The sequence below is a fragment of the Prevotella sp. P5-92 genome (assembly GCF_002251245.1).
Taxonomy (GTDB): domain Bacteria; phylum Bacteroidota; class Bacteroidia; order Bacteroidales; family Bacteroidaceae; genus Prevotella.
Genome location: NZ_NPJG01000007.1, coordinates 162,565 through 188,841, shown reverse-complemented (window position 1 = coordinate 188,841; position 26,277 = coordinate 162,565). Strand labels below are relative to the sequence as shown.

Sequence of the window (26,277 nt, the reverse complement as noted above, 5' to 3'; positions counted from 1 at the left end):
CGGTCTTTAGAAGACAACAATGCCCCTCAGAATTGTAATGATTTAAAAAAAATGGCAAAGACATTTCATGATGAATTTACTGATGAAAAGTATGCTAAGCCAGGAAAGGTGATAACTACAAGGAAAATACGAAAAATCTAAAGAGACTTCCCCCAAGGACTTCCCCCAAAATAACAAAGTATATCCCCCACTTCCCCCAAACGGGAACGTGGGGGATTTTTGTTTCCATAGATTGCAAAAAAATGCCATATCTTTGCATCGTGAATCAGACGAATAGGCAATCGCCGACTGCCGAAAGTTGATAATGGTTCACGGTGCTTCTTAACAAGGCTGTTACAAAAAACCAATTATAAAACTATCTCTCACGCCTGCGGTGTTGGGCGGGGGAAATGGTCTCGCCCATACAAATGGTAGATAACAACTTAATTTATAATAATCATGGCAGAAAAGAATGAATTTGCTTGCCACGGCGTTGAGGTGAAATATCCTCTGACGCAGAAGGCTGAGAAGGAATTGGAGGCTATGCGTCCGTTCCTGAGTGAAAGACTTGTACATGACATCAGATGCTTTATCTGCAGCCTGAGGTCGGAGTTACAGGACGATGAGGCTCTTGCAATGGCGATGATGTTGGAGGCTTTCCAACTGATTCCTCGTGACTTGAGTATTGTGAAATCTACAATGCTTGGATTCCTTGTGAGAATTAAGGAGCAAGCGTTGGACAATATTTTGGAGAGAAGGGATTGAGCCCCCTTCTTTCTTCCTAATCTGAATTTATCAATTTGTTTTACATTATAAAATTTTAAAGACATGACAAAAAAGAAAATGGGGTCGGCTGCTACCCAAAAGCAGCAAACGAGAAAAGATCCGTATGAGTGCTACTCGGTGAAAAAAATGCCAGAAACAGTGGTGGAGCGTAGCTTGGGTAAGGTGAAATGCGGGAAGGATGCGGAAAACGCCGTAAGAAGCGTTTTCGGCGGTGTGCAGATGGGACACACGGAGTGGTGTGTGAACAACAGCGACTCGCTCGTGGGCGTGGCAATGCTCATGGAGAACGAGAACTTCATGACTTTCAAAAATCTCAAAAGGCTGGAGGTGAGGCTGGAGGCTACGGTGTCAGTGAAGGCTGTAGGAAAGAACTTGTGGCTCGTTACGGCTTACTGGCTCGATGAATCTAAATTTAGGAAGTAATTTGCGGAGGAAGAACATGAAACTTATACTGAAAAGAATTGCCAAACGTGCTGATTATACTATCGGGCGTTTGACGGACGAGAAAGGGGACAGAATCTGCGACACTCTGGAGCCGACATGGCGTAACTACAAAGGCGGAGAACTGAAAGTGCCAAAGAAATCGGCGGTGCCGGAAGGCACTTACCGGGTGGTGGTGACAAAGTCGCCGAGGTTTAAGAAGTATCTGCCGCTGCTTGTGGGGGTGCCTGGGTTTGAGGGCATAAGAATTCATTCGGGCAACAGCGCAAAGGACACGGAAGGATGCATCCTGGTGGGCGACAACCTTATCAAGGGCAGGCTCGTGTGGAGCAGAAGGGCTCTCGACAAGCTGATGGGAATGATGGAGGATGAGAAGGAGGTAAGCATAACAATAATTTAAACAGAAAAGAAAAATGGACAATTTGAAAGTGAAGAAAATTATGCCTCTGCAGACGGGAGTGTCTGAGAGAGGCGAGTGGAAATCTCGTGAGGTGATACTGGAGGAGATTGACGAGAGAATTCAGTATCCTAACCAATATCTCGTGAGGTTCACCGCCGACAGGGTGAACCTGGTGGACTCCATCAAGGAGGGCGACACTGTGTCGTGCCACTGGTCGTCGAGGGTTAGGGAATACAGAACCAAGGATGGCCGCGAAATGGCGGCGCAGGAGCTGAACGGATGGGGAGTGAAGAAAGAAAATGTTTAATTCAAAAAAGTTTTAATTATGAGTAGAACAATGAAAAAAGCGGACGTTGATGACAGTCAGAGTGTGCAGCTTGGAGGCGTGGCGTATGTGACTGACCAGAAGTATGTGATGTTTTGTCCCGACGATCCTGTGCCGGGAGTGGTGGAGCCATTTGTAAGGGCGGGCAAGGGACAGTTGATGCGCGACGGAACGTTTGACTTCTCGCCACTTCCGCCAGCAAGAAGACGCCGAGGCGTGCTGCTGAAAAAGGTGGCACACGGACGACTCTCAGCCACCAAAGATGGCGCATTCCTGCTCACACTGAAGGTGTTTAAGCATGAGGGAATAGATGTCGCCAAGACGATGGTAAAAGAGGCTGAGGAAGCTATAAGAGAAGGTTTTGCTATAGTACATTAAACAACAGAAACAGAATAACTTATGGCAAGAAAAAAGAAAGTAGTTAAAGAGCCAATGGAAATGATGAAAATCCCCCCTGAAGCTCGCGGACAAGGCGCAAGAGAATGTCTTGACCACGCAGGACCCGAGAACGAGATGCCTGCCCTGTTTACCACTACGGGCACTGTCAGCGTGTTGGCATCAGACGTGATGGTGGAGATACACGACAGGGTGAATCCTCTTAACCAGATAATAAACATCATCGGCGAAGCAGCGTCGAGGAAGAGTCAGATGGACGAGATCTTCGCCGAACTGGCCTACGAACTGATTGAGGAGAAATGGCGCATAGTGGATGAGGAAAAGAAGTGGAGACAGGAGGCCAAACGCGACCGCAACGCTAAGAAACAAAAGGACAAACCAAGGTTTCCGATGAGGGTGCAGACACTCAACACCACGGTGGCTAACCTGGCTGAGCGACTCGAAGACGTGGATGGCAAAAGGGCCATCTCGTTCACTCCCGAGATAGACATACCACTGACGAAATGGGGGCGCAACGGCACCAACGAGTTTTCGACCATGCTCCGCCTCAGCTACGACGGCGCTTGCTACGAACGCGAAGCGAAGAGCCTTGAGGCGGCCAACGTCCACATCAAGAGCTTGCAGTGGAGCGTGATAATGTGCGGACAGCCTGAGTCGCTCTACAAACTGATGTCGAACATGACCAACGGACTGCTGTCGAGAACTGCCATTGCCAAGATGCACGACAACACTTATGACATGTTCAGCAACGACCGACCTTTCACCGACGAGGAGAAGCGGAAAATACACGAGGCAGCGCATCTGATATCGCTGATGAAGGGTACAATGGTGCTGCCGCTGCTTGAGAAAAAGAGCATAAAATGGGCTGACAACATCTGTCTCCAGGCTGCCAAGGACGGCAACGACGTTCTCGCACGCTGCCGACTGCGCGACCATGTGACCGCCTACCGCATGACGGTGTGTCTGATGCTGTTTCTTGTGGCTGAGAGGCTGATGAAAGAGCATGGATATGAGGGGGCTGAGAAGGTGCTGAAGGATGATCCTGGCATCACTGCCAAGCTGATAGTGGACGAACAGACGCCAACGATGCTGAAAGTTTTTGACACTATAGCTGACTATATACTGGATATGGACATGCTTTACTTCGGCGAGAAACTCAAGGTCAACTACAACGACAAGAACTGTCGGGTAATAGGCGACGAACGCTCTTACCGCACTGCCAACGACACCATCTACGAGTGTCTGCCTAAGGTGTTCTCTAAGGATCAGCTTATGCAGCAGTGTAAGATGAACAACGGCGAGGAACCGACGGATTTCAAGGTACGCGGAATGCTCAGAAACTGGAAAAAACAGGGTCTGATAACTGAAAACGGTGCGATGTATCAGAAGAAAACAAGGTAAAATTAAAATAAATTGATTACTTCAATGAACAACGAAGACCTTTACAGAACGAGAGCCACGCCCATAGAGGAGGTGGCTGAGCGATTAGGGATTAGGATAGTGCGCCACAAGGCGCTCTGTCCCTTCCACGACGATAAACACCCGAGTTTGCACTTCAACGTGAAGAGAAACAGATTTTGTTGCTATGCCTGCGGAGCAAGAGGGAACGTGATCGACCTTGTGATGAGGTATAACAACTTCGGGTTTAAAGAGGCGGCGATGTGGATTGACGGAGGCGACCACACCATTGCGGCAGGGAGCGGCGTGATGCCTGTTGGCAGAAGCGGACAGACTGACTTTAGGGGTGTGGCGACAGTGGATGTGGAATATCTCTCAACGCTCATTGTGCATCCTACGATAGAAGGTAAGGCGGCTGACTTTCTCTTCGTCGAGAGGAAGATAGACCCTAAGGTGGCTCAATGGTGTGGACTGACAAGCGTGACGGAGCCTACGCCCTGCTGGCGATGGGGAAAGGCGTTTTATGACGCGCCGTCGCTGCTCATTCCTTACAGAGACGTTGACGGGAGGCTGCTGAGCGTACAGGGAAGGTATCTTGGCACCGAAGACAAACCCCGCTTCCGCTTCCCACGAGGGTCGCACGTGGGAATGTATAACAAACCGATGATAAGGTGTCTGACGCCGGGCGACGAGCTGTGGATCACCGAGGGACCGTCAGACTGCTGGGCGATGATGTCGGCGGGACACAAGGCGGTGGCAATCCCGTCGGCCACAACTCTTACCATGGGCGACATAAGACTGATAAACAACGGATTGCCAGAGGGCGTGACGCTGCACATGATGCCCGACAGAGACCGTCCTGGAATGGAACTGTTCCAAGCCCTGAAACGACATTTCCCCAATCTGAAAGGACATGTGTTGCCCGACGGGGTGAAAGACTACGGCGAATACTGGAAGACAAGATAAAAAAAAACATAAAAGGATGAGGATAATTTTGTGATTTGATGAAAAAGCCTTACCTTTGCAACTAACAAAAAGAAACAAATAACATGATTAACAAGCAACTATTACAACCGGAATCAATCGTAGTGGTGGGTGGATCAAACAACTTCCACAAACCAGGTGGTGCCATCGTGAGAAATATCCTCTCCGGGGGATATGAGGGCACACTACGCATCGTCAACCCGAAGGAAGACGAAGTGCAGGGAATAAAGGTGTTTCACGACGTGAAGGAACTGCCTCCGACAGACTTGGCCATTCTCGTCATACCTGCGAAGTTTTGTCCCGACACGGTGCGTCAGCTCGCCTCAGAGAAGCAGGTGAGGGCCTTCGTCATCATCTCTGCCGGATTCGGCGAGGAGACCGAGGAAGGGGCACGGCTGGAGGAAGACATACTGGAGACTTGTCGGCAGTATAACGCCGCGCTGATAGGACCAAACTGCATAGGACTGCTCAACAACCATCATCACAGCGTGTTTACAAAGCCTATACCACAGCTCAACCCCAAGGGCGTGGATTTCGTCAGCGGCTCGGGTGCCACGGCGGTGTTCATTCTTGAATCGGCGGTGATGAAAGGACTGCAGTTCAACTCGGTGTGGTCGATAGGCAACGGCAAGCAGATTGGCATTGAGGATGTGTTGCAGTATATGGACGAGAACTTCAACCCCGACACCGACCCTACCATCAAACTGCTCTACATAGAAAATATCTCCAACCCCGACAAACTACTGTTCCACGCCAGTTCGCTGATAAGGAAAGGATGCCGCATTGCAGCCATCAAGAGCGGATCGAGCGAGAGCGGAAGCCGAGCGGCGTCGTCGCATACGGGAGCCATCGCCACAAGCGACTCTGCCGTAGAGGCTCTCTTCCGCAAGGCTGGCATAGTGAGATGCTTCTCGCGCGAGGAACTGACCACCGTGGGCTGCATATTCTCTTGTCTGCCTCCCACATCTTCAAATGCAGAGCTCAACCGCTTCGCCATCGTCACTCATGCCGGCGGACCGGGCGTGATGCTGACCGACGCCTTGTCGAAAGGCGGCATGATGGTGCCGCAGTTTACGGGCGAGGCTGCAGAGGAGCTGAAGGAGAGGCTCTTCCCAGGGGCATCGGTAGCCAATCCGATTGACATCCTTGCCACAGGCACTCCCGAACAGCTTGCCACAGCCATCGACTACTGCGAGAACCGTTTCGACGAGGTGGATGCCATCATGGTTATCTTCGGAACACCTGGACTGGTGAAGCTCTTCGAGACTTACGACGTGCTGCACAAGAAGATACTGGAGTGCAAGAAACCCATCTTCCCTATCCTACCCTCGCTGCACACGGCAGGTCCCGAGGTGGCAGAGTTTCTCAAGAAAGGCCATGTCAACTTCAGCGACGAGGTGACGCTTGCCGTGTCTCTCGCACGCATAATGTCAACACCGGGTCCGGCTCGTCCTGAGATAGAGCTCTTCGGGGTGGATGTGCCTCGCATACGCGAGATAATAGCAGACATAAAGGAGGACGGATTTGTGGAGCCGCACATTGTGCGCCAGCTCTTTGATTGTGCGGGAATACCGATGGTGCCCGAGAAGGTGAGCGACGACAAGCAGCAGCTCATCGACTTTGCCACGGAGATAGGCTACCCCGTGGTGGCTAAGGTGGTGGGGCCGATACACAAGAGCGATGTCGGCGGCGTGGCGCTGAACATCCGCTCGGAGAAGCATCTCGCCCTGGAGTTTGAACGTATGATGGAGATAGAAGGTGCTCGCAGCGTGATGGTGCAGAAGATGATTCGCGGCACTGAGCTGTTTATAGGCGCGAAATATGAGCCGAGATTCGGCCATGTGGTGCTTTGCGGCATGGGCGGCATCTTTGTCGAGGTGCTGAAAGACGTGTCGAGCGGTCTCGCCCCCTTGTCCTATCCCGAGGCCTCGTCGATGATCCACTCGCTGCGTGCCTATAAGATAATAAAAGGTACGCGAGGACAAAAGGGAGTCAATGAGAAGAAATACACGGAGATAATAGTCCGCCTCTCTACCCTCCTCCGCTTTGCCACCGAGATCAAGGAACTCGACATCAACCCATTGTTAGCCGACGGCGACGATGTGGTGGCAGTGGATGCGAGAATAAGGATAGAGAAATAAGGACAGAGAAATAAGGATAGAGAAATAAGAATAGAGAAATAAGGACAGAGGTATAAGGATAAAAGAAAATAATTGAGGGTTTCGGCCCTCAATTATTTTTTTTAAACGCCTCTATGCGCTCGCGGAAGAGGTCGCGGAGGTTGTCAGAGAAGAAGGAGGTACAGATGCGCACTCCTTGTTGAGTTGAGCCCATGGTGTCGAGCGGATAGACGGCGATGCCGTAGTACATCAGGGCGCGAGTGAGCTCGAGGTCGTTCATGCCGGGATATTGCACGGTGAAGTAGAAGCCGTCGGCAAGGGGTGCGCCCATGTCGTTGTCATAGACAAGATAGAAGCCGTTGGCGAGGAGCACGTCCTTCATATACCGTGCACGTCGTCCGTATTCGCGCACGTCGTCGAGGAAGTTATATGCTCCACTCGAGGCCGCCTCCATGAGTGCCGCCATGGCGTGTTGTACGCTGTGGGTGGTGCCGCTGGAGAAGGTGTACATGAGTCTGTTGGCGAAGAAGTTGCCATACTCTCCCACCCCGAAATGTTCTTGCAGTGGTGCAAATACACGATGGTAGAGCTTGTTGCTTATGCAGCTCACGCCGATGCGCTGTCCGGCATAGGAGAACGCCTTCGATCCTGAGACGGAGAGCATGTAGTTGTCGGTATATCGTGCCACAGTGGCTTGATAAGGCTCTTGATAGGGATGCGAGAGGTCGCGGCGGAAGTCCATGGCGAAATATGCGAGGTCTTCGAGCACGATGAAGTCGTACTCAGTGGCGAGGCGGCCTATGCCTTCCAGTTCTTGTTCGTTGAAGCACACCCACGAAGGGTTGTTGGGGTTGCTATAGACGATGCCGCAGATGTTTTCCTGCTGTACTATCTCCTCGATCTTAGCTATGAGGTCGTCGCCACGATAGCTGTGGACGTCGAGACCTATATGGCGGATGCCGATGACGTCGCACTGGGTGGTCTGCACCGGGAAGCCGGGATTGATGAAGAGGACGGTGGGCTCGCCCTTCTCGTTGGCTGTGAAGGCATGATGCCAGATGGTGAAGGCGGCGAAGGTGCCTTGCATGGAGCCTGTTGTGGGTATGCAGCAGAGGGGGTCGATATCCACTCCGATGAATGCCTTTACAAATTCTGACGCTGCATTCTTTATGCGTGGTATGCCGCCGTTAGGCGGATAGATGGTGGCGCATCCATTGGCGAGAGCCTCCTGTTCGGCTCGCATGGCTATGTCTGAGGGTTTTAGTCCGGGAACGCCCATCTCAAGATGTATCACAGGTTCGCCGGTCTTTTCCTCCAATATGCGCGACAGGCTTTGGATGTCGCGGATGGTGGCTTGCGAAAAGTCGCCAAGGCCCATCTGTTCGATGGCCTCGGTGACTATATCATAATTCAATGGTGTATTCATTATTAATTCTTTTTTTTTGTTGACAAGTTAACGAGTTGACAAGTTAACGAGTTTACAAGTTGACGAGTTGACTTATAAATATTATTGGAATTTTCTCTTGTCGTTTACGTGTTTTGCCTTGCCGATGGAGCGCTGGATAGCCCCTGGCTCCTTGATATGGATGTTTGGCTTGATGCCTACCATTGACACGATGCGGTCGTAGAGCGGTTTGATGTAAGGCATCTGCTTCGACGGGTTGGGCGAGAAATACTCGCTGCGCAGTTCGACGTCGAGGTCGAAGGTGTCCTCATTGTTCTTACGGTCAACGGTGATGAAATACTGTGCGGTGAATGCAGGGAACTCGGTGAGGCATGTCTCTATCTGACTTGGGAACACGTTGACGCCACGGATGATCATCATGTCGTCTGAGCGGCCGAGGATGCGGTCCATGCGCACTGCCGTACGTCCACACTCGCACTTATCGTAGATGAGTCGTGTGAGGTCGCGGGTGCGGTAGCGGAGGATAGGCATTGCCTCCTTGCAGAGCGAGGTGAAGACGAGTTCGCCGAATTCGCCCGGCTCGCATGGTTCGAGTGTGTCGGGATTGATGATCTCGGGATAGAAGAGATCTTCCCAGAGGTGTGTGCCATTCTGGTATTCACACTCGCCGCCGACACCCGGTCCGCACATCTCGGTGAGTCCGTAGATGTCGATGGCCTTTATGCCGAGTCGCTCCTGGAGTTCCTTGCGCATACCCTCGGTCCACGGTTCGGCGCCAAAGAATCCCACCTTGAGTTTCAGGTCTTCCTTCTTCACTGTCTCGCTCTTCTCGATCACCTCGGCAAGATGCAAGGCATAGGAAGGAGTACAGCAGAGGACGGTGGAGCCGAAGTCTTTCATGAGCATGATCTGCTTCTCGGAGTTGCCTGCCGACGTGGGCAGCTGGACTGCACCGAGCAGTCCGGCAGCATCGTGGGCACCAAGACCTCCGGTGAAGAGTCCGTAGCCGTAGCTCACCTGTACGATGTCGCCCTTGGTGACGCCTGAGGCTGCCATGACTCGAGCAGCACCTTCAGCCCACATGGCGAGGTCGTTTTTGGTGTAAGTGCCTACGACGGGTTTTCCTGTTGTGCCTGAGGAGGCGTGGATGCGCACCACCTCGCTCTGTGGCACTGCCTGCAGTCCGAAGGGATATTCGTCGCGCAGGTCGTGCTTCGTGGTGAATGGCAGCCTGTGGATATCGTCTATCGACCTGATATCTTCTGGTTTGATGCCCATCTTGTCCATCTTACGGCGATAGAAGGGCACCTTCTCGTAACATCTTTTCACTGTCTCGATCAGTCGCTCTGACTGTAGTTTTCTCATGGACTCGCGGTCCATGCATTCCATTGCTCTGTTTAAAATCATAGTTGTATATCTTTAATATTTCTAATTTAAGTTTCGCATCTACTCAACAATCAGAAGTTAAAGAAGAAGTTTCCTTGAGCGAAGCGAAAAAAGGAAGTTGAGTTATTGATTATTTTTCCATTCCTTACTTGTCCTATACGCCGACCCCGTGACGATGCATACGAGTTCGCCACGCTGGTTCTTTACCCGTATCTCGCAGAAGGGCAGACGATGATGGTTGAACGTCTCCTCCGCCTCGGCAATGAGTGTGTCGCCCTCGTGGGCCGACTGGAGGAAGGAGATGGAGTTCTGTATGCCGAGAGTAATATTGCCGTGCGAATTGGTGACGGCGGCGAAGGCAAGGTCGGCAAGGGTGAAATACGCCCCACCCTGACATACGCCGGCGGCATTGAGATGATGACGTGTGACGACCATCTCGGCGCGAGCATATCCCTCGCGCACCTCAGTGAGCTGCATGCCGTTGTCGGCGGCAAAGCGGTCGCCTTCATTCAGAAAATCCTTTAACTTATTCATAGCACTTAAATATGTTTTCAACGCTCTGTCTATTCATCTTCGGAGTGACAAGACTGACCACAAACACCACGACGAAGCCGCCTACCATGGCCACTGCGCCACAGTCGATGGGATTCATCAGCGCATTGCCGAGCATCATATTGACCACGGTGAGTCCCACACCCCACACGAAGCAAGCCCATACGGCAAGGCGTGTGACGCCCTTCCAGTAGAGGCCGAGCATGAACGGGGCGAGGAAGGCTCCAGCCAACGCTCCCCACGAGATGCCCATGAGCTGGGCGATGAACTGCGGCGGATTGAGTGCTATCATCAGCGAGAGGGCGATGAAGAACACTATGAGCACTCGCATCACCACCACCTTGCGGCGCTCGATCTTCTCTGCAACGACATCGTCAATCTCGCCGCCTTCCACCTCGCCTTCGACAGACTTCTTGTCGCGATAGATAAGGTCGAGGGTCATGGTGGAGGAAGAGGTGAGCACGAGCGACGCCAAGGTGGACATAGACGCTGAGAGCACCAGCAGCACGACGAGGGCGATGAGCACGTCGGGTAAAGTCTCGAGCATCGACGGCACGATGCTGTCGTAGGCATACTTATGTTTCTCTACGCTATAAAGAGGTTCGGGGAAGAGACGGCCGAAGCTGCCAAGGAAATAACATCCGCCTGCCACTATCAGCGCAAAGACGGTGGAGATGATCGTACCGCGGCGAATGGCCGACTCGTCGGTGATGGAATAGAACTTGCCCACCATCTGAGGCAGTCCCCATGTGCCGAGCGAGGTGAGCACTACCACGCCGAGCAGACTCAGCGGAGCTGGACCAAACCACGAGGCGAAGTCGCCTGGCTGGAAGTGGGCAAAGAGTCCCGACTTGTCGTCGAGGTCGTGAGCCGTTGGCACTGCCTCACCCATCTTACTCACAGCCTCGATGAGTCCGCCCTGGCTGTTGAGCACCACGGCAATGACTGTGGTGATGCCGAAGAGCATGATGATGCCCTGGATGAAGTCGTTGATGGCTGTGGCCTTATATCCACCGAGGATGACATACACGGCGGTGAGCATGGCCATGATGATGGCACAATAGGTATAAGGTATGCCGAATCCCATCTCGAAGAGTTTTGATATGCCCATATACACGCCTGCTGTATAGGGGATAAGGAAGACGAAGGCAATGACCGACGCTACCACACGCAGCCACTCGTCGGCATAGCGAGTGCCGAAGAAGTCGGGCATGGTGCGGCTTTGGATGTGTTGGGTCATGAGCTTTGTGCGGCGACCGAGGATAATCCATGCCAACAGCGAACCGATGACGGCGTTGCCCACGCCGATCCATGATGCCGACAGGCCGTATTTCCATCCGAACTGTCCGGCGTAGCCCACGAAGACCACTGCCGAGAAATATGATGTGCCGTAAGCGAAGGCAGTGAGCCACGGACCTACTGAGCGTCCGCCAAGTACGAAGCCATCGACCGACTTTGCCTGCTTGCGTGAGTATATTCCCACTGCCACTGTGATGCAGAGGAATATTATTGTCAATAATATCTTTATAAACATAACTTTATTTTTTTTTTATTTGGGAAGTTAAGTAAGAAGTTTCCTTGAGCGAAGCGAAAAAAGGAAGTTAAAGACAATAGTATATATCCTTAATTATTCTTCAAAACGCCACTTGAATCTGAGTCTGTATCATGCTGGTATTGTCGCCTTGCAGCGCTTTCATGGCGTCGTTGCGCAGACTGTAGGTATATTGTGCCTGGAGGCGGCATTTCTTGAATATCCAGTACTGAATGCCGGCCATGAGGTTGGTCTTCGTCAGGTCGAGATCGGTGTTATAGTTCATATAGTCGGCCATCGCCACAATGTCGAGACCTTTATAAACGGGAATGGCGGTGGAGATGTAAGCTCCTGAGCTCTTGCATCCTCCGTCTTTGCCGCCGAGCATCTCAGCTCGCACCATGATGCAGCGGTGGTTGTGATAGTCGTTGCCTGTGAGTTTCGACTTCCACTCTGCTCCCACGGCATATCGGTTCTGCTTGTATGTCTCGCCGAGGGCAACGGTATTGTTATACAGGCTGGTAGCCACTGCGGTGCCATAGCCTAACTGTCCGGATGCCGACAGGCGGAAGTTGGGGACAGGGCGATACTCGAGTTTTGCGATGAGGTTTTTCTTGTTGTCAAGGTCGGAAGAGTTGATATGTCCGCCGTTGACGAGTTCGAGGACGTAGCGCAACTGGTCGTTGAAGAGGTCGCCATAGATCATCAGTCCCATATCGCGTCCTGAGGGATTGCCCATCAGTGGGTCGGCACCGCAGAGCCACGAAACGCTCTGCGCCATCGGTCCGATGCTCTCAAGTACAGTGGGCGACATGGGGTTTTCCATAGACAGCTCTATCTTCGACTGTCCGAACCTCATCTTAAACTCCTTGGCGGGACGATATTCGAGATAGTATTCCTGCATGTCTTTCGTCTTAAATTCGTGCATGAAGAAGGCGTAGAACTGCGGAGTGATATTGGCTGCTACCATCAGCACCACGCGTTTCATGTCGAACGTGTTGGTGTTCTTTCCTCCCTCGGGCATTGTGGCGGTATAACCAGCTTGTGCATAACCGGTTACTTTCACTCGTTCTGCCACAGCTTTAGCCCAATAGCTAAGGTCTTTGATTTCTAATGTCGTGTTAGTCACTGCTGATGCATTGCACCCCGTGGTTGAATTGCACTCTGTGGTTGTTGTGTTGCACTCGGTTGTTGTGTTGGTCTTTGGCGGACAACCAGTCTCGGCCTTGACCATTGCGGCACTCGCGATGAGCGCCGCAATAAGTGTAAAGGTCTTTTTCATTAGTTATTCAATTCATTTGTTAGTTCTTTTGTTGTTCAAATTGCTTCAGTTGTGAAAATCGTTTAGCTATTCAAATCTTTCTCGGTTAAGTAGTCGAGTTTTCCAAGCATCATCACTTCTTCTGCCTTGTCGTTGTTGTCGGCTCGGAAGACTACGATGCCATTGCCGCCAAACATGAACGAATACATGTATTTGATGCCTACTCCAGCCTTGGTTACCTTCGCCACCACATCGGCGGCAGCGCCAGGCTTGTTGTGTGGCAGGCGAACGGCATAGACGTTGGAGATGGTGGCGGAGATGTTTTTCTCGCGCAGGATCTTAAACGCCTTTTCCGTGTCGCTGCATATCACACGATAGATACCAAAGCCGTCGGTATCGCCCAACGTGCTTACCACAATGTTAATGTCGTTGTCGCGCAACATCTCAAGAATCTGCAGCAAGGCTCCGCTGCGGTTCTCTATGAAGATTGAAAGTTGTTTTATTGTCATAGTTATATGTTTTTTTAGTCAACTTGTCAACTTATTATTTATACACTGTACGCTTATCCACCACTCTCACAGCCTTTCCCTCGCTGACGGGAAGTGTTCCCTTTGGCACAAGTTTTACGATAGGTGTGAGCAGGATCTCGTCTTTCAGGGCTCGAGTTATCTGTTTCTGCAACGATGTCAGACGCAGATAGTCGTCGGTGAAGAGTTGTTCGAGTTCCACTTCGACAGTCATGTTGTCGTTGTTGTCGTCGGTGGTAAGGGTGATGAGATAGTTGTTGGCAAGTTCCTTGAACTGCATAAGTATCTTCTCTATCTGAATCGGGAAGATGTTCACTCCGCGGAGCACCATCATATCGTCAGAACGGCCGCGCATACGGTCTAATCTCACGTGGTTTCGACCGCAAGGACATGAGCGTCCGAGGACGCGAGTGAGGTCTCGAGTGCGGTATCTGAGCAGTGGCATAGCTTCGCGGCAGAGCGTGGTGAGCACCAGTTCGCCTATCTCGCCGTCGGGCACTGGTTCGAGAGTTTCGGGATTGACTATCTCTACGATGTAATAGTCTTCCCAGAAGTGGAGACCGTTTTGTTCCTTACACTCGAAGCCCACTCCAGGACCGCACATCTCCGACATGCCGAAGGAGTTGTATGCCTTGACGCCCATCATCTCTTCGATGCGCTTGCGCTGTTCCTCGGAGTGTGGCTCGGCACCGATGGCGAGCACACGCAGTTTGGTGTCGCGCCGTGGGTCAACGCCTTGTTCTTGCATCACCTCGTGGAGACGAGTGACGTATGACGGAACGGCATGGACGGCGGTGGTACCGAAGTCGGTCATGAACTTTATCTGTCGCAGCGAGTTGCCTGCCGCGGCGGGGATGGTTAGCATGCCTATGCGTTCGGCTCCATACTGGAAGCCGAGTCCGCCGGTGAACATGCCATAGCCCGATGAGTTTTGGAAGACGTCGTCGGGGCGAAGTCCCACCATCCACAGGTTGCGTCCCACCTGATTGGCCCATTCGTCGAGGTCTTTCTGCGTATGCAGGATGACGGTTGGGTTGCCAGTGGTGCCCGAGGAAGAGTGCAGACGCACACATTCCTTGAGCGGTACGGAAGCAAGGCCGAAGGGATAGTTGTCGCGAAGGTCTTGTTTCGTGGTAAAGGGTATTCGTCTGATGTCGGCGACTGAGGTGATGCTCTCTGGTGTCACACCAGCCTCTTCCAGTCGCTGACGATAGACGGGATTGTTCATACAATGCTTCACGGTGGCACGCAATCGTTCCACCTGGAGTTTTTCTATCTCCTCTCTCGACATGGTTTCCAGCTCAGGGTCGAGATATTCTGATGTCCAGTCAGGTAATACTTTTCTATACATAGTTTTATATTGTAGTTGACAAGTTGACAAGTTGACGAGTAAACAATTTATTTGTTTTGCAATTGTCAACTATTAACTTGTCAACTTGTTTACTTGTCAACTTGTTTACTTGTCAACTTGTTTACTTGTCAACTTGTTTACTTGTCAACTTGTTTACTTGTCAACTTGTTTACTTGTCAACTGAATTTCCTAAGTCAAACGCCTTGAGGTTAGCTTCTATCACAGCCTCGCCCTTGCGTGCGAAGATAGTGGCAACGGCATCACGAAGAGCCTCAGAAGACAGAATCTCAATATATTTCGCTGCCATGCCCAGCAGGACAACATTGGCAGAGCGTGGCGAACCGCAATCCTTTGCCACTGCCTCGATATCGAGCATCACAACCTTGTTGGGCAAGGCGGCGAGCTCGTCGAAGAGCTGCTGGCTGTCAGGATAGTTGGGTATGTTGACGAAAGGTTTGTTGCTGGTGACGATGACGCCATCCTTGGCGAGGTAAGGCAGATAGCGCAGTGCTTCCATGGGTTCCATGGAGATGATCACGTCTGCTCCGCCCTGAGGGATGAGGTCGCTGTAGATGGTGTCGGTAGAAAGGCGAAGGTTTGACTGTACGTCGCCTCCACGCTGACTCATTCCGTGTACCTCAGCCTGTTTGAGGTTGATGTTTGCCTTTGTGGCAGCTTCGCCTATGATGGTGGCGATAGAGAGGATGCCTTGTCCTCCCACACCGCATAAAATTATGTCTTTTTTCATAAATCTTAATCATTTTTGAAGTTAAAGAAGATAAAGAAGTTATGGAAGTTAAAGAAGTTAAGGAAGTTAAGGAAGTTAAAGACAATAGTCTTTTCGCTACAGTAAAGGAGTTTCTGCGTTTAGAACATTCGTCCTTATAACTTCCTTTTTTCGATTCGCTCAAGGAAACTTCTTCTTTAACATCCCAAATTTATCCTTTAGCCTTCCTCTCCCTCGCATGGCGTGCAGCAGTCTGTATGCACTCGCGTCGTGGGATGATGACTGATACTCCGTTGTATTCTATCTCTTCGCGGATGGTGCGTGTGATTTCCTCCATGTTCTTTGGCAACGGCACCACTACGCGAACATGTTCTGGCTCAACACCCAGTCCGATACAGATGGCCTCAAACTTGTTAGTGCCAGCAGAGTCTTGTCCGCCAGTCATGCCAGTGGTGAGGTTGTCGGAGATGATGACCGTGATGTTCGACTTGTCGTTGACGGCATCGAGCAGTCCGGTCATTCCCGAGTGGGTGAAGGTGGAGTCGCCGATGACGGCAATAGCCGGGAAGAGTCCTGCATCAGCAGCTCCCTTCGCCATGGTGATCGACGCTCCCATATCCACGCAGCTTGACAGAGCCTTGAATGGAGGCAGTGCGCCGAGGGTGTAGCAGCCGATGTCGCCAAAGATGCGGTGGTCGGGATATTCTTCTGCCACCTTGTTGAGTGCTGCATAGACGTCGCGGTGGCCGCAACCCTGACAGAGCTGTGGCGGACGGGCGGCGAGGTTCTTTGCCTGAGGCAGAATCTCGGGAGCCTCGACACCGAGTGCCGCTGCCACACAGTCGGGAGTGAGTTCTCCGGTACGAGGCAGTGTGCCTGTGAGTCGGCCGCAGACGTTATATCCTGCACCGAGCATGCCCTTGACGAGCTCTTCCACCACTGGCTGTCCGTCTTCCACCACGAGCAGTCGTCCGCTTTCCTTGGCGAGCATCTCTATGCGCGGCTGTGGCAGAGGATACTGCGACACCTTTTCTATATTATACAGTGCGCGGCGCTCTTCGGGCAGTTGTGCGAGAGCCTCTTTCACGTAGTTGTAGCCTATGCCACAAGCCACGATACCGGTCTTCTCTTCCTTCTTGTCGCTGTCGCCATATTCGCTGCGGTTGAAGCATGACATGTTGCTTGCCATAAGCATCTCGTCTTGTTTCACGATGAGAGCGTCATATTTCTTCCTTGCTATGCCAGGCAAGAGCACCCATGCGTCGGTAGAGATATTGATTGCATTCTCCTCGCGCGGCTCTCCCACCATGACTCCAGCTCGTGAGTGAGCCAGTCGTGTCACCACGCGGAGTAGCACAGGCTCCTTGATCTTTTCCGAATAGTCGAAGGCTGCCGCCATCATGTCGTAAGCCTCCTGCTGGTTTGACGGTTCAAATACGGGAAGCAAGGCAAACTTGCCATAGAAGCGTGAGTCTTGTTCGTTCTGGCTTGAGTGCATCGAGGGGTCGTCGGCGGCAAGCACAACGAGTCCGCCCTGCACACCGGTGATGGCACTGTTGATGAATGCGTCGGCACAGACGTTCATGCCTACATGTTTCATGCACACCAACGCACGTTTACCCGCATACGACATGCCGAGGGCAGCCTCCATGGCCGTCTTCTCGTTAGTACACCAGCGCGAGTGAATGCCCCTTTGCCTTGCTATCGGGTCATTCTGGATAAATTCGGTAATCTCGGTTGAGGGTGTTCCTGGATAGGCATACACGCCGCTTAGTCCGGCATGGATTGCGCCTAAAGCTATTGCCTCGTCGCCGAGAAGAAGTCTTTTTTCCATTTGCTTTTCGATTTTGGATTATCAAATATTAGGTTGTATTATTATATTCTAAATTGTTCTGATGATTTGGGAAGTTAAGGGAGACATGGATATTTGAGAATGTCGATTCATATCCTAATCACTCGGTCGCATTTCTCTGCCGTCGCCTTGCGGTGAGTGACAAAGATGATGGTCTTTTCGCTGTGACGGCTGAAGAGGCGGCTGATGAGCGTCGCCTCGGTGGCTTCGTCGAGCGAGGAGCTGATCTCGTCAAGCAGCATCACCTCGCCGCCGTGGAGCAATCCTCGCGCTATGGCAAGGCGTTGTGCCTGTCCCTCGCTGAGAAGTGTGGCATGCTCGCCTATCTGCGTGTCGATGCCCTGCGGCATCTTCTCTACAAAGTCGGCCGCCGCCGTGTAAAGGGCTTCTTCCATCTGTTGGCGTGTGGCGTCGGGATTGGCGAGGAGCATGTTTTCGCGTATCGTTCCGCTCATCATCGTGTTGCCTTGCGGAATATATGTTATATAGTGGCGCATGGTCGCTCCTGAGAGTTTATGTCCTTCGCCGTCGTAGATGTAAACACTGCCAGCGTCGGGCATGGCCACTGCCGAGAGCAGGCGGAGGACTGTGGTCTTTCCGCGTCCCGAGTCGCCCATTATCGCGGTTGAGGAGCCTGGCGTGAAGCAGTAGGAGAAATCCTCGAGCACCGTCTTCCCGTTGTCCTTATATCTATAGTAGGCATGTTCGACCCTTATCCCTATAGGTCCTTGCAATGCCGTGGTCTTTTCTGTTTCGTTCTCCATGGGCATGGTCTCAATTTCGCGTATGCGGTCGATGCTTGCCGTAGCATGGATGATCTGCGGTATCATGTTCAGCATGGCGAGCACTGGCGACTGTATCTGACTCACCAGTTGCAGGAATGCCGTCATCACGCCAAAGGAGATCAGTCCGTCGCGCAGCTGCAATCCTCCATACACAAATGCTCCCATATATCCTAATCCGAACGTCGATGCTAAAAGGAGGCGAGAGAGCATGGTGAAACGGGTGCGCCGCCTTATCAGTCGTCCGAGGTCGGCATGCAGACTGGCGAGCCGCTTGCCGAGCCATGGCGCACTCTCCATCGACTTTATTGCCGTCTCGTTTTCCATCGTCTCCTGTATGAGCATCTGTATGCTGCTCTCCTTACTTCTTATGTCTAAGGTCATCTGCCGCAACCGGTGTGAGAGGTATTTGGCGCAAACGGCAACAAACGGCGTGAGCAGCAGCAGCGACCATGCCAGCACCTTGTCCATAGCATGCAACAGAAGAAACGCACCGATGAGCTGAACGACGGTCACTGCCATGCGAGGCACCACGTCGGTGGTCACTTGCGACACTGCCTGAATATCTCGCTCCAACCTCTGGCTGATGTCGCCGGAATGCATCCTCTCCCGCTTGTCAAACAGTCTTCTGCCGAGCAGTATGCCATAAAGACGCGAACGAATAGTGTTCTGCTGCCTCACCTCGGCGTCGTTCTGCAGATAATACACAGCCTGTCGCAATAGGATCGACACGACAAGGACGGCAAAGATGGCCATTATCTCCTTTACCACGCCCGCCTGCCATATGCCACGGTCGATGAAGTGGCGGCACAGCACAACCAAAAGCAAGCCACAGCCCACCTGCGCCACTCCAGCCACTATCCTTACCGCCATATTGGCTTTCAAGCCACTCGTCTGTGAGGCAAACCATTTCACATATCTCATTTGTCCACTTCAGTCTATCGCAACAACGGCCGAAAGCAAGTGATCGTTGTTTTTCATCTATTAAACCTTTCAATATCTTCTTTCTCGTCGTCAGACATCTTCCTGAGTGTGACGAAGAAATATAGACCCTTTGACTGCGAGCGTTGCTTAAACGACATGCCGCCCAACTTTATGGCCTGCATCCACCCGTTGTTGACAGAGATAATCCTCAATACCATCTTGTCGCCAGAATACACAGTGTTGGTTGACGGATCATAACGCATCGCCCGGGTGTTATGCCCAAGCATAGACGTGTGTTGCATGAAAATGTATTCCGAGATAGAGTCGCCCCTGAGCGAATAGCGCGAGATGCCGCCTACGCCTTCCATCCCCTCCCAATAGTCGCGACGGTCATAGTCGCCGTTGGAATAGATCTCGTGGGTGGCGGTCTCCACCCAGCCGTTGCCATCAACCATGGCAAGAAACTGCTCTTCGTTGATTCTTTGCTGAGAAGTAGCTTGCGGCACACCTTCGTCATCGAAGAAGAATGTCTCTTCCTCGTTTGTACACGACACAACAAAAAACAAAGTCATCATCGTGTATATTTTTGCCATATAGCTGACTACTTTCCGCATATCGGGTGCGAAGATAGCTCTTTTATTTTATTCTTCCAAACTTTTTGGAATGTTTTTTTGGAATTATCACAAAATAGTTGTATTTTTGCACCGTTATTTAATCGATTAGTAATACCGAATGAAGGAATTTGTTATTTCAGAAGCAAAAGCAGAGACGGCTGTCCTCGTGGGATTGATAACCAAAGAACAGGACGAAGCCAAGACAAAGGAATATCTCGACGAATTGGAGTTTCTTGCCGACACAGCCGGTGCAGTCACCGTAAAACGATTTACTCAACGGCTCAACGGACCCAGTTCCGTGACTTATGTCGGACAAGGCAAACTCGAAGAAATAAGACGCTTTATCAACGATGAGGAAGACGCAGAACGCGAAGTGGGAATGGTCATCTTCGACGACGAACTGTCGGCAAAACAGATACGCAACATCGAAAAGGCACTGAAGGTGAAAATCCTCGACCGGACATCGCTCATACTCGACATCTTTGCCATGAGAGCACAGACGGCCGAAGCAAAGACACAAGTAGAACTGGCACAGCACCGCTATATGCTGCCACGACTGCAACGACTCTGGACTCACCTCGAACGACAAGGAGGCGGCTCGGGTAGCGGCGGCGGAAAGGGAAGCGTGGGACTGCGCGGACCGGGCGAGACACAGCTCGAGATGGACCGCCGTATCATCCTCCAACGCATCACGCTGCTCAAACAGCGACTACTGGAGATTGACAAACAGAAGACCACACAACGGAAAAACCGCGGCAGGCTGATTCGTGTGGCACTCGTGGGATATACCAACGTGGGAAAATCGACCATGATGAACCTGCTGGCCAAAAGCGACGTGTTTGCCGAAAACAAACTCTTCGCCACACTCGACACCACCGTGAGAAAAATGGTGATCGACAATCTTCCGTTCCTCCTCGCCGACACCGTGGGATTCATACGCAAACTGCCCACCGACCTCGTCGATTCCTTTAAATCGACACTCGACGAGGTGAGGGAAGCCGACCTGCTGCTACATGTGGTGGATATCTCTCACCCCGACTTCGAAGACCAGATAAAGGTGGTCGATAAGACACTTGCCGACTTAGGATGCGCCGACAAACCGTCGATGCTGATATTCAACAAAATCGACGCCTACACATGGATAGAGAAAGAACCCGACGACCTCACTCCTGCCACAAAAGAAAACGCCACGCTCGACGACCTTAAACGCACATGGATGGCGAGAATGAACGACAACTGCCTCTTCATATCCGCACGCGAGAAGGAGAATATCGACGAACTGCGCGACATACTATATAAAAAGGTGAAGGAGCTTCACGTACAGAAATACCCTTACAACGACTTTTTATACGATAATTTCGAACAATGACATCGCTTCAACGATATCATTACATAAAATACGAACAATGAGAAGTTTAACTGTTGAAGAAATTAATGTCCTAAAGTGTAACGGCTGCTTTGCAGAAGACTGGGCAGACATCACCGTTGACGAGGATTTCTCGCCAGAATACATACACAACGTGGCGTTCTACGGCGAAGTGACACTCGGACTGTTTGAGAAAGCCGTCACGCTCGAACAGGGCTTTTCTCGACATGCGGGCATCTACAACGCCACCCTGCGCAACACCACCGTGGGCGACAACTGCCTCATAGAAAACGTAGGCAACTATATCAACAACTATGAGATAAGCGACGAATGTGTGATATCTAACGTGGGAGTGATCACCGCCGACGACGAGACAACATTCGGACAAGGCAACAAGGTGGCTGTGCTCAACGAGGCTGGCGATGCTAACGTCATCATCTACGACGGACTGACTTCGCAGATGGCGGCACTGATGATGATGGCTGCCGACAACCGCCCTCTTTGGGAACGTCTGCATACTATGGTCAACGACTACGTCAGCAACAGGAAAAGCAGCAAAGGACTAATTGGCTACAGGGCGAAAATCACCAATACTCGCGAGATAAACAACACGTGGATAGACGACGACTGCGAGATAAACGGCGCATCGTGCATCAGCGAGACCACACTCAAGGGAATGACCGAGGCAAGCGTCTTCATAGGACACGACGTGATATGCAAAAACAGTGTCGTCATGGCTGGAGCATCGGTGCTCGACGGAGCGAAGATTGACAACTGCTTCGTGGGCGAGGCATGTCATGTAGGTCGTGGATTCTCTGCCGAAAGCAGCATCTTCTTCGCCAATTCGTATATGGACAACGGAGAGGCTTGTGCAGCCTTCTGCGGACCATTCTCGGTGAGCCACCACAAGGCGTCGCTGCTGATAGGCGTGGAGACATCGTTCTATAACGCTGGCTCTGCCACAAACTTCAGCAACCATGCCTACAAGATGGGACCAATACACTACGGTTCGCTGCAGCGAGGATCGAAGACGGCCAGCGGCGCACATATACTCATGCCGGCTCAGATTGGAGCTTTCTCCATGTGTATGGGAAAGATTCAGTCGCATCCCCACTCCACCGACTTCCCCTTCTCGTATGTCATTGCCGACGGAGCTACGACATGGCTCGTACCAGGATGTAACCTCGCCACCGTGGGCACCTACCGCGACATCACGAAATGGCCACGACGCGACAAACGGCCTGCAAACGGACGCAGCAGTGTGGTAAACTCAAAATGGCTCAACCCATTCGTCATTCAACATGTCGTAGAGGGAAAAAAATCTCTCACCAACGCCATTGACAACACCGACGGCGACGAGATACTGCTCGACGGATGCACCATAAAGTATTCCTCAGCCCAGCGTGGCATAGGCTACTACGACATGGCCATAAGGATGTTTCTCGGAGAGACAATGGACGAAACATGCTTCCATCTGCCTTCGTCCACAACCGGCACTGGCGAATGGCTCGACCTCAGCGGACTGCTTGCCCCAAAGTCGGAAATAGAACAGCTTACTGACGACATCCTCGAGGGTGTAACCACCGACATCAAGTCTGTCGATCAGCGACTGCATCATATACACAACAACTACAGCGAATATGTCTGGAACTACGCCTACAGCCTTGCCCTTACATATTATAATATGGACAATATCACCGAGGACGACATCGCTTCGATAGTGGATAACGGCAACGTGGCACACGAGACATGGATAAAACGCATCGCCGCCGACGCAGAGAAGGAATTTGCCATGGGCGACGTCGCTGAACAACAGCTCAACGACTTCTTGGAATCGTTAAAGTAAAATACTATAAGAATTTATTTTTTAAACAATTATATAATTCAAACAAAGCAATACTTTACGACTCATCGACACTCTATGATTCTCAAATAAAAAATGATTATATGAAAAAGAATGTATTTCTAACCGTATTCCTCGCTATCGCCTTGGCACTAAACGCTGGCGCAAAGGAATACAAGTATCAGACCGTCAAGGGCGACCTGATGAACTCACGGCTCTACACCCTCGACAACGGACTGAAGGTGTATCTCACCGTAAACAAAGAAAAACCTCGCATACAGACTTATATCGCCGTACGCACAGGTAGCCGAAACGATCCTGCCGAGACAACAGGACTCGCACACTATTTCGAACATCTCATGTTTAAGGGAACAACGCATTTCGGCACTTCAGACTATGAGAAAGAAGCACCGCTGCTCAAGGAGATAGAAGACCGCTTCGAGGCTTACAGAAAAGTAACTGACCCTTCGCTGAGAAAGGAGCTGTATCACGGCATCGACTCAGTATCGCAGCTCGCCGCACAATACAACATACCTAACGAATACGACAAACTCATGGCAAGCATCGGCGCACAAGGTACTAACGCCTACACGTCAAACGACGTGACTTGCTATACCGAGGACATCCCTTCAAACGAAGTGGAAAACTGGCTAAGAATACAAAGCGACCGCTTCCAGAATGCCGTCATACGAGGATTCCACACCGAACTCGAGACGGTGTATGAGGAGTATAACATGTCGCTCGTGAGAGACATGGAGAAAAGTATCAACGCAATGGCAAAAATCCTCTTCCCCACTCACCCTTACGGCACACAGACCACTCTCGGCACACAGGAACACCTGAAAAACCCGTCGATAGTGAATATCAAAAACTACTACAAACGATACTATGTGCCTAACAATATCGCCATCTGCATGTCGGGCGACTTCGACCCCGACGCTACCATAGCTCTCATCGACAACTATCTCGGCAACTGGCAGCCTAACAACAACCTTTCACGCCCTGAGTTTCCCGCACTCAAGCCGCTGACGGCACATAAAGACTCTGCCGTAGTAGGACAAGAGGCTGAAAACGTCATGCTCGGTTGGAGATTCGCAGGCGAGAAAGAACTCTCCACCGACACGCTCAACGTGCTGGCACGAATGATGTGCAACGGAAAGGCTGGAGTGATGGAACTCGACCTCGAACAGCCCATGAAGGTGCAGGCCATACAGACTTTCCCTTACACGCAGACCGACTACTCTGCATATATCATCTTGGGATTGCCAGTGGCTGGACAGAAACTCGAAGACGTCAAAGCTCTCATTCTCGAAGAGATAGAGAAAATGAAACGCGGCGAGTTTGACGACGACCTACTTCCCTCTGTAAAGAACAATATGAAACTTGAATATTACATGTCGTTGCTCTCTAACCAAAGCAGGGCTGACAAGTTTGTTGAGTCGTTTGTCAGCGGACGCAACTGGGACGTGGCAGTAAACACCATAGACCGTATCAACGGCATCACAAAACAGCAGATGGTTGACTTCATCAATCGCCACTTTACCGACAACTACGCTTGCGTATATAAACGTCAGGGCGTGGACACCACATTGGCAAAGATAGACAAACCGCAGATCACTCCCATCCCTGCCAACCGCGACAAGACAAGCCAGTTCCTCAAGGACATCGCCTCAAGCGAAGCCAAACCCATACAGCCTGTCTTCCTCGACCTGAAGAAAGACGTCACCGTGACCAAGACGCGCCAGGGACTGCCCGTCATCTACAAGCAGAACACCAGCGACGGACTGTTTGAACTCATGTTCTGCTACGATTTCGGAACAGAAGACGTGCGCGGCCTCGATCTCGTGCCACAATACCTTTATTATATAGGCACTGACAAGAAGACGTCGGCAGAGATAAACAAAGAGTTCTATAAGCTCGCTTGCTCTTACTCCATCGACGTGAATGACGACCAGATGACTATAAGTCTCTCGGGACTTAGCGAGAATATGCCTCAGGCTCTCAGACTGCTCGAAGACTTCCTGCAAAACGCCAAGGCAGACCGTGAGTCGTACGACAACTGCGTAAGTCTGCTCGAAAAGACCCGCAACGACGCAAAGACCGACCAAAAGAGCTGCTTCATGGCGCTTCAGGATTACGCTAAATACGGCGAATACAATCCTGTGACCAACACACTGAGCATCGACGAACTGAAGAATGCCGACCCACAGGCTCTGCCCGACATGCTCAAGGGACTAAACGGCATGAAGCACCAGGTACTCTACTTCGGTCCTTATTCCCAGAAGGAGCTGCTTGCCCTTCTCGCCAAGGAACACAAGACACAGAAGAAACTCGCCGACGTGCCACAAGGCAAGCCTTACACCCTGCAGACCATCACCACCAACACTAACCTCATAGCTCCTTACGACGCGAAGAATATCTATATGGCCGAATTCTCTAACACTGGCAAGCAGTGGAACATCGACGAGACGGCAAAGATGCAACTCTTCAACGAGTATTTCGGTGGAGGCATGAACTCTATCGTCTTCCAGGAACTGCGCGAGGCCCGCGGACTGTGCTACTCGTCAGGCGCATACTATTACATGCCGTCGAAAAAAGGCAACCCTGAGACGTTCCGCACCTTCATCATCACTCAGAACGACAAGATGATGGATTGCATCAACACCTTCCGCGAAATCATCGACACCATTCCTCAAGCTGAGGGCGCATTCAACATCGCAAAGCAAAACCTCAAGAAGAGCATCGAGAGTCTGAGAGTGACAAGGGCTGGAGTGCTGAAGAACTACTTGAACATGCAGCGCCTGGGCGTAGAGGAAAACCTCACACGCAAGGTGTATGAACAGCTCCCGTCGCTCACGATGAAGGATATCGTTGATTACGAAAAGGCTAACGTCGTAGGCAAACCGCGCACGAGAATCGTTCTCGGCAATGAGGATGAGCTCGACATAAAGTCGCTTGAAAAGACTGGAGAAGTAAGACGTCTCACGTCGAAGGACATCTTCGGATATTAAACCATACAGACTTTTCCTGACTCCATATACAAAAAAAATACCGGTGCAACCATCGTTGGTCATGCACCGGCATTTTTTTATCGCCGCTTAGTGGATTTATTTTTTCTTCTCTTCTAAGCTCAAGCCCTAACAGGATTAGAATTGCCTATTCCCCAATCATTTTTGTATGGAGTTCTTCTTGAGTTAACACCACCTGATACTTCGTCGAGTACTTCCTCGTCGAGGACTTTCTTCTCATTCTCTTTCATAATCTTAAAATTTTAAATTGTTACTATTGATGTGAATTATTATTTTCTGTTTTCTGATGCAAAGGTAA

At 51.2% G+C, this 26,277-nt stretch carries 23 protein-coding genes; 11 read left to right on the top strand and 12 right to left on the bottom strand.

Annotation, left to right across the window (positions count from 1 at the left end; translation table 11 throughout):
* Window positions 1-438: 438 nt before the first annotated feature.
* From CIK99_RS01560 to CIK99_RS01525, 8 genes are all read left to right on the top strand, one after another.
* Window positions 439-744 carry a hypothetical protein gene (locus CIK99_RS01560; protein ID WP_094379069.1) on the top strand — a complete coding sequence of 102 codons (306 nt, stop codon included), beginning with the start codon at window positions 439-441 and terminating at the stop codon, window positions 742-744.
* A gap of 63 nt (window positions 745-807) precedes the next feature.
* Window positions 808-1,188: a hypothetical protein gene (locus CIK99_RS01555; RefSeq protein ID WP_094379067.1), complete on the top strand. Its 381-nt coding sequence runs from the start codon at window positions 808-810 to the stop codon at window positions 1,186-1,188.
* Between the two features lie 16 nt (window positions 1,189-1,204).
* On the top strand, window positions 1,205-1,606 hold the full coding sequence (locus CIK99_RS01550) for a DUF5675 family protein (protein ID WP_094379065.1): 402 nt from the start codon (window positions 1,205-1,207) through the stop codon (window positions 1,604-1,606).
* Between the two features lie 13 nt (window positions 1,607-1,619).
* A complete protein-coding gene (locus tag CIK99_RS01545; protein WP_094379063.1) occupies window positions 1,620-1,913 on the top strand; it encodes a DUF3127 domain-containing protein in 294 nt (97 codons plus the stop codon).
* Window positions 1,914-1,943: 30 nt separating this feature from the next.
* On the top strand, window positions 1,944-2,309 hold the full coding sequence (locus CIK99_RS01540) for a hypothetical protein (protein WP_094379061.1): 366 nt from the start codon (window positions 1,944-1,946) through the stop codon (window positions 2,307-2,309).
* 21 nt (window positions 2,310-2,330) lie between these two features.
* Window positions 2,331-3,728 (top strand): DUF3987 domain-containing protein, encoded by a 1,398-nt coding sequence (locus CIK99_RS01535; protein WP_094379059.1) that lies wholly within the window; start codon window positions 2,331-2,333, stop codon window positions 3,726-3,728.
* Between the two features lie 24 nt (window positions 3,729-3,752).
* Entirely contained in the window at window positions 3,753-4,691 is a 939-nt protein-coding gene (locus CIK99_RS01530; RefSeq protein ID WP_094379057.1) for a CHC2 zinc finger domain-containing protein, read from the top strand.
* Window positions 4,692-4,774: 83 nt separating this feature from the next.
* Entirely contained in the window at window positions 4,775-6,850 is a 2,076-nt protein-coding gene (locus CIK99_RS01525) for an acetate--CoA ligase family protein (protein ID WP_094379055.1), read from the top strand.
* A gap of 88 nt (window positions 6,851-6,938) precedes the next feature.
* Here CIK99_RS01525 and CIK99_RS01520 read toward each other — a convergent pair whose 3' ends face one another.
* The 11 genes from CIK99_RS01520 to CIK99_RS01470 form a co-directional block, all read right to left on the bottom strand.
* Window positions 6,939-8,258 carry a pyridoxal phosphate-dependent aminotransferase gene (locus CIK99_RS01520; RefSeq protein ID WP_094379053.1) on the bottom strand — a complete coding sequence of 440 codons (1,320 nt, stop codon included), beginning with the start codon at window positions 8,256-8,258 and terminating at the stop codon, window positions 6,939-6,941.
* A gap of 78 nt (window positions 8,259-8,336) precedes the next feature.
* On the bottom strand, window positions 8,337-9,641 hold the full coding sequence (locus tag CIK99_RS01515) for a phenylacetate--CoA ligase family protein (RefSeq protein WP_094379051.1): 1,305 nt from the start codon (window positions 9,639-9,641) through the stop codon (window positions 8,337-8,339).
* A gap of 102 nt (window positions 9,642-9,743) precedes the next feature.
* Entirely contained in the window at window positions 9,744-10,154 is a 411-nt protein-coding gene (locus CIK99_RS01510; protein ID WP_094379049.1) for a PaaI family thioesterase, read from the bottom strand.
* A complete protein-coding gene (locus CIK99_RS01505; RefSeq protein ID WP_094379047.1) occupies window positions 10,147-11,706 on the bottom strand; it encodes a sodium:solute symporter in 1,560 nt (519 codons plus the stop codon). Before CIK99_RS01505 ends, CIK99_RS01510 begins: the two co-directional genes overlap by 8 nt.
* A gap of 100 nt (window positions 11,707-11,806) precedes the next feature.
* The gene (locus CIK99_RS01500) at window positions 11,807-12,985 is read right to left on the bottom strand and encodes a porin (protein WP_144007858.1); all 1,179 of its coding nucleotides are present in this window, start codon (window positions 12,983-12,985) and stop codon (window positions 11,807-11,809) included.
* Between the two features lie 62 nt (window positions 12,986-13,047).
* Window positions 13,048-13,473, bottom strand: coding sequence for an amino acid-binding protein (locus CIK99_RS01495; RefSeq protein ID WP_094379043.1), 426 nt, complete (start codon window positions 13,471-13,473; stop codon window positions 13,048-13,050).
* 34 nt (window positions 13,474-13,507) lie between these two features.
* Window positions 13,508-14,842 carry a phenylacetate--CoA ligase family protein gene (locus CIK99_RS01490; protein ID WP_094379041.1) on the bottom strand — a complete coding sequence of 445 codons (1,335 nt, stop codon included), beginning with the start codon at window positions 14,840-14,842 and terminating at the stop codon, window positions 13,508-13,510.
* Window positions 14,843-15,011: 169 nt separating this feature from the next.
* Entirely contained in the window at window positions 15,012-15,590 is a 579-nt protein-coding gene (locus CIK99_RS01485; RefSeq protein ID WP_094379039.1) for an indolepyruvate oxidoreductase subunit beta, read from the bottom strand.
* Window positions 15,591-15,780: 190 nt separating this feature from the next.
* Window positions 15,781-17,403, bottom strand: a complete 1,623-nt coding sequence (locus CIK99_RS01480) for a thiamine pyrophosphate-dependent enzyme (RefSeq protein ID WP_094379037.1) — start codon at window positions 17,401-17,403, stop codon at window positions 15,781-15,783.
* A gap of 107 nt (window positions 17,404-17,510) precedes the next feature.
* Window positions 17,511-19,127 carry an ABC transporter ATP-binding protein gene (locus CIK99_RS01475; protein WP_094379035.1) on the bottom strand — a complete coding sequence of 539 codons (1,617 nt, stop codon included), beginning with the start codon at window positions 19,125-19,127 and terminating at the stop codon, window positions 17,511-17,513.
* 53 nt (window positions 19,128-19,180) lie between these two features.
* The gene (locus CIK99_RS01470; RefSeq protein ID WP_094379033.1) at window positions 19,181-19,720 is read right to left on the bottom strand and encodes a hypothetical protein; all 540 of its coding nucleotides are present in this window, start codon (window positions 19,718-19,720) and stop codon (window positions 19,181-19,183) included.
* A gap of 139 nt (window positions 19,721-19,859) precedes the next feature.
* On the opposite strand from CIK99_RS01470, the gene hflX reads away from it, so the two are divergent.
* The 3 genes from hflX to CIK99_RS01455 all read left to right on the top strand — a co-directional run bounded on the left by hflX (window position 19,860) and on the right by CIK99_RS01455 (window position 25,961).
* Entirely contained in the window at window positions 19,860-21,110 is a 1,251-nt protein-coding gene (hflX, locus tag CIK99_RS01465) for a GTPase HflX (protein WP_094379031.1), read from the top strand.
* Between the two features lie 37 nt (window positions 21,111-21,147).
* Entirely contained in the window at window positions 21,148-22,953 is a 1,806-nt protein-coding gene (locus CIK99_RS01460) for a DUF4954 family protein (protein ID WP_094379029.1), read from the top strand.
* A gap of 101 nt (window positions 22,954-23,054) precedes the next feature.
* The gene (locus tag CIK99_RS01455) at window positions 23,055-25,961 is read left to right on the top strand and encodes a pitrilysin family protein (RefSeq protein WP_094379027.1); all 2,907 of its coding nucleotides are present in this window, start codon (window positions 23,055-23,057) and stop codon (window positions 25,959-25,961) included.
* A 119-nt stretch (window positions 25,962-26,080) separates the two neighbouring features.
* Here the strand turns inward: CIK99_RS01455 and CIK99_RS15850 are convergent, their stop codons facing one another.
* Window positions 26,081-26,209, bottom strand: a complete 129-nt coding sequence (locus tag CIK99_RS15850) for a hypothetical protein (RefSeq protein ID WP_256387379.1) — start codon at window positions 26,207-26,209, stop codon at window positions 26,081-26,083.
* Between the last annotated feature and the right edge of the window lie 68 nt (window positions 26,210-26,277).

What these genes read in the sequence shown, in the direction of transcription:
- CIK99_RS01515 (WP_094379051.1), bottom strand. Translation starts at nt 9,641, where the DNA reads ATGATTTTAAACAGAGCAATGGAATGCATGGACCGCGAGTCCATGAGA.
- CIK99_RS01470 (WP_094379033.1), bottom strand. Translation starts at nt 19,720, where the DNA reads ATGGCAAAAATATACACGATGATGACTTTGTTTTTTGTTGTGTCGTGT.
- CIK99_RS01455 (WP_094379027.1), top strand. Translation starts at nt 23,055, where the DNA reads ATGAAAAAGAATGTATTTCTAACCGTATTCCTCGCTATCGCCTTGGCA.
- CIK99_RS01475 (WP_094379035.1), bottom strand. Translation starts at nt 19,127, where the DNA reads ATGAGATATGTGAAATGGTTTGCCTCACAGACGAGTGGCTTGAAAGCC.
- CIK99_RS01500 (WP_144007858.1), bottom strand. Translation starts at nt 12,985, where the DNA reads ATGAAAAAGACCTTTACACTTATTGCGGCGCTCATCGCGAGTGCCGCA.
- CIK99_RS01535 (WP_094379059.1), top strand. Translation starts at nt 2,331, where the DNA reads ATGGCAAGAAAAAAGAAAGTAGTTAAAGAGCCAATGGAAATGATGAAA.
- CIK99_RS15850 (WP_256387379.1), bottom strand. Translation starts at nt 26,209, where the DNA reads ATGAAAGAGAATGAGAAGAAAGTCCTCGACGAGGAAGTACTCGACGAA.
- CIK99_RS01495 (WP_094379043.1), bottom strand. Translation starts at nt 13,473, where the DNA reads ATGACAATAAAACAACTTTCAATCTTCATAGAGAACCGCAGCGGAGCC.
- CIK99_RS01460 (WP_094379029.1), top strand. Translation starts at nt 21,148, where the DNA reads ATGAGAAGTTTAACTGTTGAAGAAATTAATGTCCTAAAGTGTAACGGC.
- CIK99_RS01555 (WP_094379067.1), top strand. Translation starts at nt 808, where the DNA reads ATGACAAAAAAGAAAATGGGGTCGGCTGCTACCCAAAAGCAGCAAACG.
- CIK99_RS01550 (WP_094379065.1), top strand. Translation starts at nt 1,205, where the DNA reads ATGAAACTTATACTGAAAAGAATTGCCAAACGTGCTGATTATACTATC.
- CIK99_RS01505 (WP_094379047.1), bottom strand. Translation starts at nt 11,706, where the DNA reads ATGTTTATAAAGATATTATTGACAATAATATTCCTCTGCATCACAGTG.
- hflX (WP_094379031.1), top strand. Translation starts at nt 19,860, where the DNA reads ATGAAGGAATTTGTTATTTCAGAAGCAAAAGCAGAGACGGCTGTCCTC.
- CIK99_RS01490 (WP_094379041.1), bottom strand. Translation starts at nt 14,842, where the DNA reads ATGTATAGAAAAGTATTACCTGACTGGACATCAGAATATCTCGACCCT.
- CIK99_RS01545 (WP_094379063.1), top strand. Translation starts at nt 1,620, where the DNA reads ATGGACAATTTGAAAGTGAAGAAAATTATGCCTCTGCAGACGGGAGTG.
- CIK99_RS01485 (WP_094379039.1), bottom strand. Translation starts at nt 15,590, where the DNA reads ATGAAAAAAGACATAATTTTATGCGGTGTGGGAGGACAAGGCATCCTC.
- CIK99_RS01510 (WP_094379049.1), bottom strand. Translation starts at nt 10,154, where the DNA reads ATGAATAAGTTAAAGGATTTTCTGAATGAAGGCGACCGCTTTGCCGCC.
- CIK99_RS01525 (WP_094379055.1), top strand. Translation starts at nt 4,775, where the DNA reads ATGATTAACAAGCAACTATTACAACCGGAATCAATCGTAGTGGTGGGT.
- CIK99_RS01560 (WP_094379069.1), top strand. Translation starts at nt 439, where the DNA reads ATGGCAGAAAAGAATGAATTTGCTTGCCACGGCGTTGAGGTGAAATAT.
- CIK99_RS01530 (WP_094379057.1), top strand. Translation starts at nt 3,753, where the DNA reads ATGAACAACGAAGACCTTTACAGAACGAGAGCCACGCCCATAGAGGAG.
- CIK99_RS01540 (WP_094379061.1), top strand. Translation starts at nt 1,944, where the DNA reads ATGAAAAAAGCGGACGTTGATGACAGTCAGAGTGTGCAGCTTGGAGGC.
- CIK99_RS01480 (WP_094379037.1), bottom strand. Translation starts at nt 17,403, where the DNA reads ATGGAAAAAAGACTTCTTCTCGGCGACGAGGCAATAGCTTTAGGCGCA.